The organism is Streptomyces ficellus (genome assembly GCF_009739905.1).
GTDB lineage: Bacteria > Actinomycetota > Actinomycetes > Streptomycetales > Streptomycetaceae > Streptomyces > Streptomyces ficellus_A.
The window spans coordinates 5,811,204-5,824,451 of the sequence record NZ_CP034279.1 but is presented as its reverse complement, the minus strand read 5'-3'; the positions used below and the strand labels follow the sequence as shown (position 1 = coordinate 5,824,451).

Genomic DNA, 13,248 nt, shown 5'->3' with positions numbered 1-13,248 from the left:
ACTATGACTATAAAGCTGGTCGAGCGGGTCCGGCAAGCACGAAAGCCCGTGACCTTCCGCAGGTCACGGGCTTTCGTCCGGGTTCTACCGGGTCGGTCCGGTTACAGACCGACTTCCTTCATCAGCATGCCGACCTCGGTGTTCGTCAGGCGGCGCAGCCAGCCCGACTTCTGGTCGCCGAGCTGGATCGGGCCGAACGCGGTGCGCACGAGCTTCTCGACCGGGAATCCCGCCTCGGCGAGCATGCGGCGCACGATGTGCTTGCGGCCCTCGTGGAGCTGCACTTCGACCAGGTAGTTCTTGCCGGTCTGCTCGACCACCCGGAAGTGGTCGGCGCGGGCGTAGCCGTCCTCCAGCTGGATGCCCTCCTTGAGCCGCTTGCCGACCTCGCGCGGCAGCGGGCCCGTGATGGCGGCCAGGTAGGTCTTCTTCACGCCGTACTTGGGGTGCGTGAGGCGGTGGGCCAGCTCACCGTGGTTGGTGAGCAGGATGATGCCCTCGGTCTCGGTGTCGAGCCGGCCGACGTGGAAGAGGCGCGTCTCGCGGTTGGTGACGTAGTCGCCGAGGCACTGGCGGCCGTCCGGGTCCTCCATGGTGGAGACCACACCGGCGGGCTTGTTCAGCGCGAAGAAGAGGTACGACTGGGTCGCCACGGTCAGGCCGTCGACCTTGATCTCGTCCTGCTCGGGGTCGACGCGGGTGCCCTGCTCGATCACGATCTTGCCGTTGACCTCGACGCGCCCCGCGTCGATCAGTTCCTCGCACGCCCGGCGCGAGCCCATGCCGGCGCGGGCGAGCACCTTCTGGAGCCGCTCGCCCTCCTGGTCGCCGAACGTCTTGGGCGTCTTGATCTGGGGCTTGTTCGCGTACCGCTCGCGGTTGCGCTCCTCGATCCGGGCGTCCAGCTCACGCGGGCGCGCCGGGGTGGTGCGGCCGCCGCCGCGCTGGGGCGACTGGCGGGGGCCGCCCTTGGCGCCACCGCGGGCCGCCGCGCCGCGCCCCCGCTTCGGGCCGCCCTCGCCCGGGGCGCCCACGTCGTAGGTGCGGTCCTCGGGGCGGGGGCGGCGCGGGTTGCCGCCGCCCTTGGGGCCCTGGCGGTCGTCGCGGCTGTTACCGGCACCCCGGTAATTGCCGCGGCCGCCGCTGCTGCCGCGGCCGCCGCTGTTGCCACCACGGCTCCCGCCGTTGTTTCCGCTGCTGTTCCTGCCGCTGCTGCTTCGCATCAAAGTTCCGTCTTGTCGTCTGCGTGCTCGGAATCCGGAGCGTCCGGATCGAACGACGGGACCCCCTCCTGCGTCTCCGCCTCGATCGCGTCCGCCTCGGGGAGGAAGGGCGCGAGCTCGGGCAGTTCGTCCAGGCCGCGAAGGCCCATCCGCTCCAGGAAGTAGTTCGTCGTCCTGTACAGGATCGCACCTGTTTCGGGTTCCGCGCCCGCCTCCTCCACCAGACCCCTCTGGAGCAGGGTGCGCATGACGCCGTCGCAGTTCACCCCGCGCACCGCCGAGACCCTCGACCGGCTGACCGGCTGGCGGTACGCGACGACCGCGAGGGTCTCCAGGGCGGCCTGGGTGAGCCGGGCCTGCTGCCCGTCCAGGACGAAGCTCTCGACGGCCTCCGCGTACTCCGCCCGCGTGTAGAACCGCCAGCCGCCCGCCACGAGCCGCAGCTCGAAGCCCCGCCGCTGCACGTCGTACTCGTCGGCCAGCTCCCGCAGCGCGTCGGCGACCTCCCGGCGCGGCCGGTCCAGCACCTTCGCGAGGTGCTCCTCGGTGGCCGGCTCGTCGACGACCATGAGGACGGCCTCCAGGGCCGGCTTGAGTTCCCTCACGTCTCCTCCTGATCGAACTCGTCCGTCACCTCGACGCTCCCCTCACCCGTCCACCGCACGGTGAGCTCGCCCAGCGCCTCGTCCTGGTCCAGGGCGACGGCCTTCTCGCGGTACAGCTCCAGCAGGGCCAGGAACCGGGCGACCACGGTGAGGGTGTCCGGGGCGTCCCCGGCCAGCTCGCCGAAGCTCAGGCGCCCGCGCTCGCGCAGCCGGGCGACGACCACCTCCGCCTGCTCCCGGACGCTGACCAGCGGGGCGTGGATGTGCTCCACGTACACCTGCGGCTTGGCCCTGGGCTGCATGGCCTTGACCGCCAGCTTCGCGAACCCCTCGGCGCCGATGCTGATGACGACGTCCGGCAGCAGCTCGGCGTGGTGCGGTTCGAGGCCCACCGTACGCGGGTAGCGCCGGCCCTCGCTCTCCAGCCGCTCGCTGAAGACGTCGGCGACCTGCTTGTACGCGCGGTACTGCAGCAGCCGCGCGAACAGCAGGTCCCGGGCCTCCAGCAGCGCGAGGTCCGCCTCGTCCTCCACCTCCGCGGCGGGCAGCAGCCGGGCGGCCTTCAGGTCCAGCAGCGTCGCCGCGACGACCAGGAACTCCGTGGTCTGGTCGAGGTCCCAGTCCGGCCCCATGGCCCGGATGTGGGCCATGAACTCGTCGGTGACCCTGGACAGGGCGACCTCGGTGACGTCGAGCTTGTGCTTCGAGATCAGCTGGAGCAGCAGGTCGAACGGCCCCTCGAAGTTCGCGAGCCGCACGGTGAAACGCCCGTCGCCGGGTCCGCCGGGCGCCGGTTCCCGCCCGGACTCGGGCGCGGGCTCCTGCGGAGGCTCGGGCGCCGACGGGAGCTGCTCGGGCTCCTGCGGGGGCTCGGGCGCGGGTGCTGGTTCCGGCGCGGGCGGGGCCGCAGGGGCGGGGCCCTCCGGGGCGCGGGCGCCCGGGCCGCGGCCGAGGGCGCGGCGGCGGGGGGACGGAGCGTCGGTCGGGGGCATCTGGGTCCAGGGGCGAAGCGAAACGGGCGGCGGCCCGCGCAGGCTACCGTCAGCGCCCGCGCAGACGCCGCACGAGGATGCTCGCGTCGCCCCGCGACTCCAGGTCCGCCAGCACCACGGCGACCGCCTCGCGGACGATGCGCCCGCGGTCGACGGCGAGACCGTGCTCGCCGCGCAGGACGAGACGCGCGTGCTCCAGGTCCATGAGCTCCTCGGCGGAGACGTACACCGTGATCTTCTCGTCGTGCCGCTCGCGCCCGCTGGGGCGCCGGTTCGCCGCGCGCCCCCGGCGCCGGGCCGGGGCCGCGGCGGCGGGGGGCTTGGCGGCGGGCTCCGCGTCGCGGCTCCGGGGCTCGGCGGCGTCCGCCTCGGCGGCCGAGTGCTCCTCGGGGGCCGGGGCGGGCGCGGGTGCGGGGGCGGGCGCCGCGGCGGGGTCGCTCTCGCCCGCCGGCGCCGGCACCCGCGGTTCCCCGTTCTGCCGGCGCGGGGTGGACGACTGCAGCGCCATCCCCCCTGTCGTACGGAACAGCTCGTCGGCACCGGGCAGACTCACTCGGCGTGACACCGGGCGAGCACCTCCCTGGCGAGCTGGCGGTAGGCGGCCGCACCGACCGAGTTCGAGGCGTACGTGGTGATCGGCTCGCCCGCGACCGTGGTCTCCGGGAAGCGCACGGTCCGGCCGATCACCGTGTGGTACACGTGGTCGTCGAAGGCCTCGACGACCCGGGCGAGCACCTCGCGGCTGTGCACCGTGCGCGAGTCGTACATCGTCGCGAGGATGCCGTCGAGTTCGAGCTCCGGGTTGAGCCGCTCCTGGACCTTCTCGATGGTCTCGGTCAGCAGCGCGACGCCGCGCAGGGCGAAGAACTCGCACTCCAGCGGCACTATGACCTTGTGAGCCGCCGTCAGCGCGTTCACGGTCAGCAGACCGAGCGAGGGCTGGCAGTCGATCACGATGTAGTCGTAGTCCTGGAGCAGCGGCTTGAGCGCGCGCTGGAGCGTGGACTCGCGCGCGACCTCGCTCACCAACTGCACTTCGGCGGCTGACAAATCGATATTGCTGGGGAGCAGGTCCATGTTGGGCACGGCGGTCTTCAGGAGGACCTCGTCCGCGGACATGCCCCGCTCCATGAGCAGGTTGTAGACGGTGAGGTCGAGCTCCATCGGGTTCACGCCGAGGCCGACCGACAGGGCTCCCTGCGGGTCGAAGTCGACGAGCAGGACCCGGCGTCCGTACTCCGCGAGCGCGGCACCCAGGTTGATGGTCGACGTCGTCTTGCCCACGCCGCCCTTCTGGTTGCACATCGCGATGATCTTCGCGGGCCCGTGGTCGGTCAGGGGCCCGGGGATCGGGAAGTACGGCAGGGGCCGTCCGGTGGGGCCGATGCGCTCGCGACGCTGGCGTGCGGCGTCGGGGGCGAGCGTGGCCGCGTACTCCGGGTCGGGCTCGTACTCGGCGTCAGGGTCGTAGAAGTGCCCCTCGGGGACTTCGTCGTAGGCGGCGAAGTGGGTGGACTCTCGGCCACTCTCGTTGCCGGCCATGGCGTTCACGTGTTGGCCGTCCATCATCTTCATCGTGTGGGCTGTCGTCATGTCCTGCTGGCCGGCCGCGAGGGTTCGGACAGCGACCGAGCCGGCCTCGCCGACCGTTCCTGGCTGACCACCTCCGGGAGTAAATGTCGACTCATTCACAAGTCGTCTTACCTCCTTGGAAGTGGCCAGGAAACTTATCGATAGGTCAGCGTGGCACCATGCCGACGGTTTGCGACTCTATGGCGTGTCACCGCTCCGCAGCAACACAATCGCCCGGACGCGGGCCGATGTGTCGGCAAAGAAACACTCGCCTGTCAAGGGCACACAGCCACTCATCGACACGTTTCGCGGGTGTGCGAAACGGTTAAAGGGTTACGTTCGAGACGACTTGAGCGCCGGTCAGGAGCACGCCGGACACACGTCCGGCCGGACCTCGTCGAGCAAGGTCCGGCCGGATGTGTGAGGTTGACGGCAACCGTTGACGGTCAGCCGATGAGCGAGTCGATCCCGACGTGCGCCAGGCCGTGGGCCTCGGCGACCTCGCGGTAGACGACCTTGCCGTCGTGGGTGTTGAGGCCCTTGGCGAGCGCGGCGTCGCGGCGCAGCGCCTCGACCCAGCCGTTGTTGGCCAGCGACACGATGTAGGGCAGCGTGGCGTTGGTCAGCGCGTAGGTGGAGGTGTTGGGCACCGCGCCCGGCATGTTGGCGACGCAGTAGAAGACCGAGTTGTGGACGGGGAACGTCGGCTCGGCGTGCGTGGTGGGACGGGAGTCCTCGAAGCAGCCGCCCTGGTCGATCGCGATGTCGACAAGGACACTTCCGGGCTTCATCCGGGAGACCAGCTCGTTGGTGACCAGCTTCGGGGCCTTGGCGCCCGGGATGAGCACCGCGCCGATGACGAGGTCGGCCTCGAGGACGGCCTTCTCCAGCTCGAAGGAGTTGGACATGACGGCCTTGATCTTCGTGCCGAAGATCTTGTCGGCCTCGCGCAGCTTGTTGATGTCGCGGTCGAGCAGGGTCACGTCGAAGCCCATGCCGATGGCGATCTGGGCGGCGTTCCAGCCGGAGACGCCACCGCCGATGACGACGGCCTTGGCCGGGATGACACCGGGGACACCGCCGGGCAGGACGCCCCGGCCGCCGGCCGCGCGCATCAGGTGGTAGGCGCCGACCTGCGGGGCCAGCCGGCCCGCGACCTCGGACATCGGGGCCAGCAGCGGCAGGGCGCGGTTCGCGGTCTCGACGGTCTCGTACGCGATGGCGGTGGTGCCGGACTCGATGAGGGCGTCCGTGCACTCGCGGGAGGCGGCGAGGTGCAGGTAGGTGAAGAGGGTCTGGTCCTTGCGGAGGCGGTGGTACTCCTCCGCGATCGGCTCCTTGACCTTCAGCAGCAGGTCCGCGGTGGCCCAGACCTCGTCGGCCGTCGGAAGGATCCGAGCACCTGCGGCGACGTACTCGTCGTCCGTGATCGAGGAGCCCACACCGGCGTTCTGCTCGACGAAGACCTGGTGGCCGTTGCGCACGAGCTCGTGCACACCGGCGGGGGTGATGGCCACCCGGAACTCGTTGTTCTTGACCTCGCGGGGGATGCCGACCTTCACGTCGATCACGGTCCTTGGCTTTGGGGGTACGGGGGCAAAGCAATACATACCCGGATACACAGGACGCACCGGGATACACCGCGGTCAATCGCGGCGCACCCAGTCTATTGAAGGGACTCTCGTTGTCTAGCCTTGCAAAGCATTAATCTTTGGCTGAAGCACTGCGGATTTCGTAGGCTGATCCCTCGGTTCCCAGCAGACGATCAGCCGCGGCACGGTGGAGCCGGGCCGCCGCGGGATCGCCCAGCCGGTCGAGCGTGTCCGCCAGCCGCAGCTGGAGCGCCGCGAGAAGCCGCACGTCCTTGGCCCTGCGCGCCCACTCCACGGCCTCCTCGCAGGTGCGCAGGCACTCCTGCGGGCGCCCCGCGTACTCCTGGACCCGGGCCGCCTCGCTCAACGCCCGGGCGTGCCCGGCGAGATCGCCGAGGCGGCGATATCCGGCCGCGGCGGCCCGCCAGTTCCGCAGGGCCTCGCCATACCGCCCCTCATAGGTGTGGACGGCGCCGAGCCGGCCGTACAGCCGCGCCTGGTCGGCCCGCTCGTCCCGGGCGAGGCGCTGCGACAGGGCCCGCCCGTACCAGTCGGCGGCCCGCTGCCAGTCCCCCAGCGCCTGGTGCGCGCCGCCTACGGATTCCATCGCGCGGCCGATCGCGTACGGGTCGTTCGCGAGCCGTCCGGCGTCCAGAGCGGCCCGGTAGCGGGCGAGCGCGTCGGCGGTGCGGCCGGTCCGGGCGTCCAGGTCGGCGAGGTTCAGCAGGGCGGCGGCCCGCTCACGGTGCAGCCCGCGCCGCTCCGCGACGTCCAGGACCAGCTGGTGCAGCCCGTACAGCTCGGGCGCCGCCTCCTCGGTGCCCCGGTGGGCGGCGAGCGCCCGGACGAGCGCGGCGACCAGGCGGCGGGCCAGGGTGTCGAGGTCCCCGTCGTCGACGGCGACCCGGGCGGCGGCCAGCAGGGCGGGCTGCCGGGTGCGCAGCCACGCGGCGGCGGCCTCCGGACCGGTGAAGCGCAGGGCGCGCGGCAGCCCGGCGAGCTTGCGCCGCGCGGGCGACCCCTCGGGCTCGGTGACCGCCCGGCACGACTGGAGGAGCCGTACGGTCCGCTCCAGCATCCGGGCACGGGCCAGCTGCACCTCGGCGGGCCGGTCCTCGCTCTCCAGACGCTCGCGCAGCAGCGGCAGCAGGCAGCCGGGCACCTCGTACTGCTCGTCGTCCGCCTCGTGGACCAGCCCGGCGGCGGCGAAGCCCTCCAGCGCGGTCCGGGCGGCCGACACCGAGCAGCCGGCCAGGGCGGAGGCGGTGTGGGCGTCGGCGATGCCGACCGGGGCTAGTGCCAGCAGGCGCAGCGTCCGGGCGGCGGGCGCGGGCAGCGCCTCGTAGGCCAGGCGGAAGGCGCGGGCGAGCGGCCGGGTGGCGGCGGGCCGGTCGGGCTCGTCGGGCAGGGACCGCAGCCGCTTGGTGAGGTCGGCGACGGACGACATGGGCCGGGCGGCGAGCCAGCCGCCCGCCAGCACCAGGGCTGCGGGCTGGCCGCCGCACAGCTCGGTGAGCGTCTCGGCGGCCTGCGGGTCGACGGTGATCCGCACGGAGCCGGTGAAGCGGTCGAGCAGTTCGATGGCGGACTTGGCGTCCAGCCCGCCGACCGTGCAGGGGCGGACGTCCGGGATGCCGGTGAGCGGGCCCTCGGCGACCGCGACGACCAGGCACGCGGGGTTGTCCGGGAGCAGCGCGTCGACCTGCTCGGCGTTCGCGGCGTCGTCCAGCAGGAGCAGGGCGCGGCGGTCGGTGAACGTCTCCCGCAGCAGCTGGGTGAGTTCGTCCTCCCCCGCCCCGGCGGGCGCGGGGACGCCGAGGCGGTCCAGCAGCCCGCGGGCGACCCGTTCGACGGGCACCGGCGCGCCGCCGGGTTCGGTCAGGCGGGCCCGCAGGACGCCGTCGCGGTAGCCGCGGGCGAGGTCGCCGACGAGTTCCTCGGCGAGCGCGGTGCGGCCGCTGCCGGGGCGCCCCGCGATCAGCAGCACGCGGGCGCGCGGGGAGGGCCGCCCGGCGAGGGTGTCGAGCCCGGCGCGGGCGATGTCGGCCCGCAGCTCCTTGAGCTCGCGCACCCGCCCGAAGAAGAGACGGTGCCCGGGCCGCGCACCGGACCGGTCCGCCCCGCCCGCGCCGCCGATGTCCACCGCCTGATCCGTCACGGGCCACGCTCCCGTCCGCTGCGCACGTGCTGACCCCGCCGGATTCCCCGGGCGGGCGATCCGAGCGTAGTTCAGCCGCGGTGCCCCGCCCGGCGGACCACGGCGGACGGGTCACTCAATCGGATCAGCAGATCGTCACACCAGACACCCGGCCGGGTGCGCCTACGCCTCGAACGGGCGGGCCGGCCAGGGCGCCTCGGCGGGCCGGAGCGCGTCCAGACCGTCCGCCGCGCGGGCGGCGAGCACCGACAAGACGCCCACGACCAGGCAGTTGTTGTGCAGCTCGCCCGCCAGGACGCCGCGTGCCAGCTCGTCGAGCGGCACCCGGGCGAGCTCCATGTCGGCCTCCTCCTCGGCGACCTCGAAGCGGTCGCCCTCCGCCGCCGACAGACCGCGCGCGAGGAAGATCCGCACGGCCTCGTCACAGCCGCCCGGCGTGGTGTACACGTCCGTGAGGACCTGCCAGCGCTCCGCCTTGACGTGCGCCTCCTCATACAGTTCGCGCACCGCCGCGTTCAGCGGGTTCTCGCCGGGCACGTCCAGCAGACCGGCCGGGATCTCCCACAGCTTCTGCCGGACCGGGTGCCGGTACTGGCGCAGCACGAGGACCCGGTCGTCGTCGTCGAGGGCGACGACCGCGACCGAGCCGGGGTGGACCTGGTAGTCACGGCGTACGACGGTCCCGTCCGGCATGACCACGTCGTCGGTGCGGACACTCGTCTTGTTGCCCTTGAACGGCACCGCGCTCGCGGTGACCCGCCACTCCTCGGGCGTGTCCTTGATGGCCATGAAAGACGTCCTCCCTCGTACACACACGCACTTCACACACCTACACAGAAAACCGGGGCACGTGCCCTGGTCAGGCGCGTACCCCGGTCAACCGTATCGCTAGCGCGTCACTTGCCCGTCGTGCGCGCGGCCTGCTGCCGTTCGACGGCCGCCTTCACCAGACCCGCGAAGAGCGGGTGCGGCCGGGTCGGACGGGAGCGCAGCTCCGGGTGCGCCTGGGTGGCGACCAGGTAGGGGTGCACCTCGCGCGGGTACTCGACGTACTCGACGAGCTTGTTGTCCGGGGACGTGCCCGAGAAGACGATGCCCGCCTTCTTCTCCAGCTCCGCGCGGTAGGCGTTGTTCACCTCGTAGCGGTGGCGGTGCCGCTCGTCGACGTACGGCTCGTCGCCGTAGGCCTCGCGGACGATCGAGCCCTCGGCGAGCTTCGCCGGGTACAGGCCCAGGCGCATCGTTCCGCCCAGGTCGCCCGCGCCCTCCACATACGCCAGCTGCTCCTCCATCGTCGAGATGACGGGGTGGGAGGTGGCCGGGTCGAACTCGGTGGAGTTGGCGTCGGCGATGCCGGCGAGGTTCCGCGCGGCCTCGACCACGATGCACTGCAGGCCCAGGCACAGGCCGAGCAGCGGGATCCGGTTCTCGCGGGCGTACTGGATGGCGCCCACCTTGCCGTTGACGCCGCGCTCACCGAAGCCGCCGGGGATGACGATCGCGTCGACGTCGCCGAGCTGCCCGGCCGCACCCGCCTGCGTCTTGCAGTCGTCGGAGGTGACCCACTTGACCTTGACGCGGGCCTTGTTGGCGAAGCCGCCGGCACGCATGGCCTCGGTCACCGACAGGTAGGCGTCGGGCAGGTCGATGTACTTGCCGACGAGCGCGACGGTGACCTCGTGGTCGGGGTTGTGGACGCGGTCCAGCAGGTCGTCCCACGTCGTCCAGTCGACGTCACGGAACGGCAGGTCCAGCTTGCGGACGACGTAGGCGTCCAGGCCCTCGGTGTGGAGCACCTTGGGGATGTCGTAGATCGACTTGGCGTCGATGGCGGCGACGACGGCCGCCTCGTCGACGTCGCACATCAGCGAGATCTTGCGCTTGATCGCGGTCGGTACGTCACGGTCGGCGCGCAGCACGATGGCGTCCGGCTGGATACCGATGTTCCGCAGGGCCGCCACGCTGTGCTGGGTCGGCTTGGTCTTCAGCTCGCCGGACGGGCCGATGTAGGGCAGCAGCGAGATGTGCACCACGAACACGTTGTCGCGGCCGACCTCGTGGCGGACCTGGCGGACGGTCTCCAGGAACGGCAGCGACTCGATGTCGCCGACCGTGCCGCCGACCTCCGTGATCACGACGTCGACGTCGTCGGTCGCCATCCGGCGGATGCGGTGCTTGATCTCGTTGGTGATGTGCGGGATGACCTGGACGGTGTCGCCGAGGTACTCGCCGCGCCGCTCCTTGGCGATGACCTGGCTGTAGACCTGGCCGGTGGTGACGTTGGCCGAGCCGTCGAGGTCGACGTCGAGGAACCGCTCGTAGTGGCCGATGTCCAGGTCGGTCTCGGCGCCGTCGTTGGTGACGAACACCTCACCGTGCTGGAACGGGTTCATCGTGCCCGGGTCGACGTTGAGGTACGGGTCGAGCTTTTGCATCGTGACCCGAAGGCCCCGGGCCTTGAGGAGCGCACCCAGGCTGGAGGCGGTCAGGCCCTTGCCGAGGGAGGACGCGACACCCCCGGTGACGAAGATGTGCTTGGTCGTCGTGGTTTTGGGCGGCATGGCCAAGAGGGGGCTCCCGTGGTCGCGTTCTGGAAATGCGTTCCGGCGTCCGGTCCGGAGGGATTCCGGGGGTGCCGTCGCTGCGGTTCGGGGGCCGCCGATTCGAGGTGCGGCGCCCACCGGTCCACGGGCTACCAGGGTATCAGCGACGCGGGACGCCCGCTTCCGGTCACGCGCGCAGCGGCGCCCGGGGCGGGGCCGGGCGCGGGCCGGGCGCGGGCCGGGCGCAGCCCGGGCGCGGGGTCCGGCGCGTCCGGCGAGGCGCCCCGCACGCACGCTGCGCACACGGCCGGACACCCCCGGCGCACGTTTCGGCCCGGTGTTTCGGCCGGGGAGAGGAGGGTCACTCGTTCTGCCCAACAGCTCTACCAGGACGATCACACAGAGGGCCGGGGGGCGTCGTATCCTGCCAGGACATCCGCTGCCGAGACGGCCCCCCACAACGGCACCACCCCCGCCCGTCACCGGGACCATCGTGCTCGTCGGCGATCCTTGACTCTGACCCCAGTAAGCGCCCCACGGGGGCGAACGTTGCCGTTCGACTGGAGATTGCACGTGGCCGGGCGCATCGAGGACTACGCACTCATCGGAGACATGCAGACCGCCGCCCTGGTCTGCCGGGACGGCACGGCCGACTGGCTGTGCCTGCCCCGCTTCGATTCGCACGCCGTCTTCGCAGGAATCCTCGGTACCGAGGAACACGGTTTCTGGCGGATCGGGCCGGCGCACGCCGATGACGCCGAACCGCCCGCCGCCGACCGCCGCCGGTACGTCGGCGACTCGCTGATCCTCGAATCCGTGTGGGACGCGCCGGGCCGTGGCACGGTGCGCGTGACCGACTTCATGCCGCCGCGTGACGGCGCCCCGCAGCTGGTGCGGATCGTGGAGGGCGTCAGCGGCCGGGTGCGGATGCGGTCGGCGCTGCGCATGCGGTTCTCCTACGGGCGCGTGGTGCCCTGGGTGCACCAGGTCGAGGGCCGTACGGTCGCCGTCGCCGGCCCGGACTCGATCTGGCTGGACACCGACGTGGAGACCCACGGCGAGCACCTGACGACGTACTCGGACTTCACCGTCAAGGAGGGCGACCGGGTCGCCTTCACCATCAGCTGGCAGCCCTCGCACCGCCCGCAGCCGCCGCTGGCGGACCCGATGGGCGCCCTGGAGGCGACGACGGAGTTCTGGCGCGAGTGGGTCGACCACTGCACCTACCGCGGCCCCTACCGGGAGGCCGTGGTCCGCTCCCTGATCACGCTGAAGGCGCTGACGTACGCCCCGACGGGCGGCATCGTCGCCGCGCCCACCACCTCGCTGCCGGAGGACATCGGCGGCGTACGGAACTGGGACTACCGCTACACCTGGCTGCGCGACGCGGCGATCACCCTGTCGTCGCTGCTGCGCACCGGCTACCGCGAGGAGGCCCGCGCCTGGCGCGAGTGGCTGCTGCGCGCGGTGGCGGGCGACCCGGAGAACCTCCAGATCATGTACGGCATCGCCGGCGAGCGCGAGCTCGGCGAGGCGGAGCTGGACTGGCTGCCCGGCTACGAGAACTCCGCCCCGGTCCGGGTCGGCAACGGCGCCGCCAACCAGCTCCAGCTCGACGTGTACGGCGAGGTCACCGAGGCTCTGCACCTGGCGCACATGACGGGCCTGTCGCGCAACGACTACGCCTCGCTGCTCCAGCTGAAGCTGATCCGGTACCTGGAGGACCACTGGGACCAGCCCGACGAGGGCATCTGGGAGGTGCGCGGGCCGCGCCGCCACTTCGTGCACTCCAAGGTGATGGCGTGGGTGGCGGTCGACCGGACGATCAAGCTGATCGAGTCCGGGGACGCGGACGGCCCGCTGGACAAGTGGGCGGAGCTGCGCGACACGATCCACCGGGACGTGTGCGAGAAGGGCTACGACCCGGAGCGCAACACCTTCACGCAGTCGTACGGCTCGAAGGAGCTGGACGCCTCGCTGCTGCTGATCCCGCAGGTGGGCTTCCTGCCGCCGGACGACAAGCGGGTCATCGGCACGATCGAGGCGATCCAGCGGGAGCTGTCCACCTCGGACGGCTTCATCCTGCGCTACCCGACGGAGGGCTCCGACGAGGGCGTGGACGGCCTGCCGGGTGACGAGGGCGCGTTCCTGGCCTGCTCGTTCTGGATGGCGGACGACCTGGCGATGATCGGCCGGGTCGACGAGGCGCGCAGGCTCTTCGAGAAGCTGCTGGCGCTGCGCAACGACCTGGGGCTGCTGGCGGAGGAGTGGGACCCGCGCCTCCAGCGCCAGGTGGGCAACTTCCCGCAGGCGTTCAGCCACGTGCCGCTGATCGACACGGCCCTGCGGCTGACCGCCTCGGGCGCGTACGGGGGTTAGGTCGTCGCGTCCGCGAAGTCTCGCCCGGCCCGCGGCGCCCCGCACGCGCGCTCGGGCGCGGCGGCGTGACGTACGCCACACCGGGCGGCCGGTCGCCCAAGCGGTGCCGGGGCCCGGTGAGTTGTCGCCGGGGGTCCGGCGTCGCGGGGGCCCCGCGAGGTGCCCGGGGACACGGACGCGGGTA

Annotated in this window: 10 protein-coding genes; 1 reads left to right on the top strand and 9 read right to left on the bottom strand. The window is 72.1% G+C overall.

The window, feature by feature from the left end; all coding sequences use genetic code 11:
* Nucleotides 1–101: 101 nt before the first annotated feature.
* From EIZ62_RS26055 to EIZ62_RS26015, 9 genes are all read right to left on the bottom strand, one after another.
* A complete protein-coding gene (locus EIZ62_RS26055) occupies nt 102–1,223 on the bottom strand; it encodes a pseudouridine synthase (RefSeq protein ID WP_156695107.1) in 1,122 nt (373 codons plus the stop codon).
* A complete protein-coding gene (gene scpB / locus EIZ62_RS26050; protein WP_244376300.1) occupies nt 1,223–1,792 on the bottom strand; it encodes an SMC-Scp complex subunit ScpB in 570 nt (189 codons plus the stop codon). Before scpB ends, EIZ62_RS26055 begins: the two co-directional genes overlap by 1 nt.
* A gap of 32 nt (nt 1,793–1,824) precedes the next feature.
* Entirely contained in the window at nt 1,825–2,820 is a 996-nt protein-coding gene (locus EIZ62_RS26045; protein ID WP_156695105.1) for a segregation and condensation protein A, read from the bottom strand.
* A gap of 49 nt (nt 2,821–2,869) precedes the next feature.
* Nucleotides 2,870–3,373 (bottom strand): hypothetical protein, encoded by a 504-nt coding sequence (locus tag EIZ62_RS26040; protein WP_156696608.1) that lies wholly within the window; start codon nt 3,371–3,373, stop codon nt 2,870–2,872.
* Entirely contained in the window at nt 3,370–4,413 is a 1,044-nt protein-coding gene (locus tag EIZ62_RS26035) for a ParA family protein (RefSeq protein ID WP_425281848.1), read from the bottom strand. The genes EIZ62_RS26040 and EIZ62_RS26035 overlap by 4 nt, the downstream gene beginning before the upstream one ends.
* A 425-nt stretch (nt 4,414–4,838) precedes the next feature.
* Nucleotides 4,839–5,954: an alanine dehydrogenase gene (gene ald / locus EIZ62_RS26030; protein ID WP_156696607.1), complete on the bottom strand. Its 1,116-nt coding sequence runs from the start codon at nt 5,952–5,954 to the stop codon at nt 4,839–4,841.
* Between the two features lie 142 nt (nt 5,955–6,096).
* Nucleotides 6,097–8,142, bottom strand: coding sequence for a tetratricopeptide repeat protein (locus EIZ62_RS26025; protein WP_156695103.1), 2,046 nt, complete (start codon nt 8,140–8,142; stop codon nt 6,097–6,099).
* Between the two features lie 162 nt (nt 8,143–8,304).
* Nucleotides 8,305–8,931: an NUDIX domain-containing protein gene (locus EIZ62_RS26020; RefSeq protein WP_156695102.1), complete on the bottom strand. Its 627-nt coding sequence runs from the start codon at nt 8,929–8,931 to the stop codon at nt 8,305–8,307.
* 107 nt (nt 8,932–9,038) lie between these two features.
* Nucleotides 9,039–10,703, bottom strand: a complete 1,665-nt coding sequence (locus tag EIZ62_RS26015; protein ID WP_156695101.1) for a CTP synthase — start codon at nt 10,701–10,703, stop codon at nt 9,039–9,041.
* 555 nt (nt 10,704–11,258) lie between these two features.
* On the opposite strand from EIZ62_RS26015, the gene EIZ62_RS26010 reads away from it, so the two are divergent.
* On the top strand, nt 11,259–13,064 hold the full coding sequence (locus tag EIZ62_RS26010) for a glycoside hydrolase family 15 protein (protein WP_156695100.1): 1,806 nt from the start codon (nt 11,259–11,261) through the stop codon (nt 13,062–13,064).
* Nucleotides 13,065–13,248: the final 184 nt, after the last annotated feature.

Bases quoted from the DNA above. Each gene is read 5' to 3' on its own strand.
- EIZ62_RS26055 (WP_156695107.1), bottom strand. From the start codon at position 1,223: ATGCGAAGCAGCAGCGGCAGGAACAGCAGCGGAAACAACGGCGGGAGC.
- scpB (WP_244376300.1), bottom strand. From the start codon at position 1,792: ATGGTCGTCGACGAGCCGGCCACCGAGGAGCACCTCGCGAAGGTGCTG.
- EIZ62_RS26045 (WP_156695105.1), bottom strand. From the start codon at position 2,820: ATGCCCCCGACCGACGCTCCGTCCCCCCGCCGCCGCGCCCTCGGCCGC.
- EIZ62_RS26035 (WP_425281848.1), bottom strand. From the start codon at position 4,413: ATGACGACAGCCCACACGATGAAGATGATGGACGGCCAACACGTGAAC.
- EIZ62_RS26020 (WP_156695102.1), bottom strand. From the start codon at position 8,931: ATGGCCATCAAGGACACGCCCGAGGAGTGGCGGGTCACCGCGAGCGCG.
- EIZ62_RS26015 (WP_156695101.1), bottom strand. From the start codon at position 10,703: ATGCCGCCCAAAACCACGACGACCAAGCACATCTTCGTCACCGGGGGT.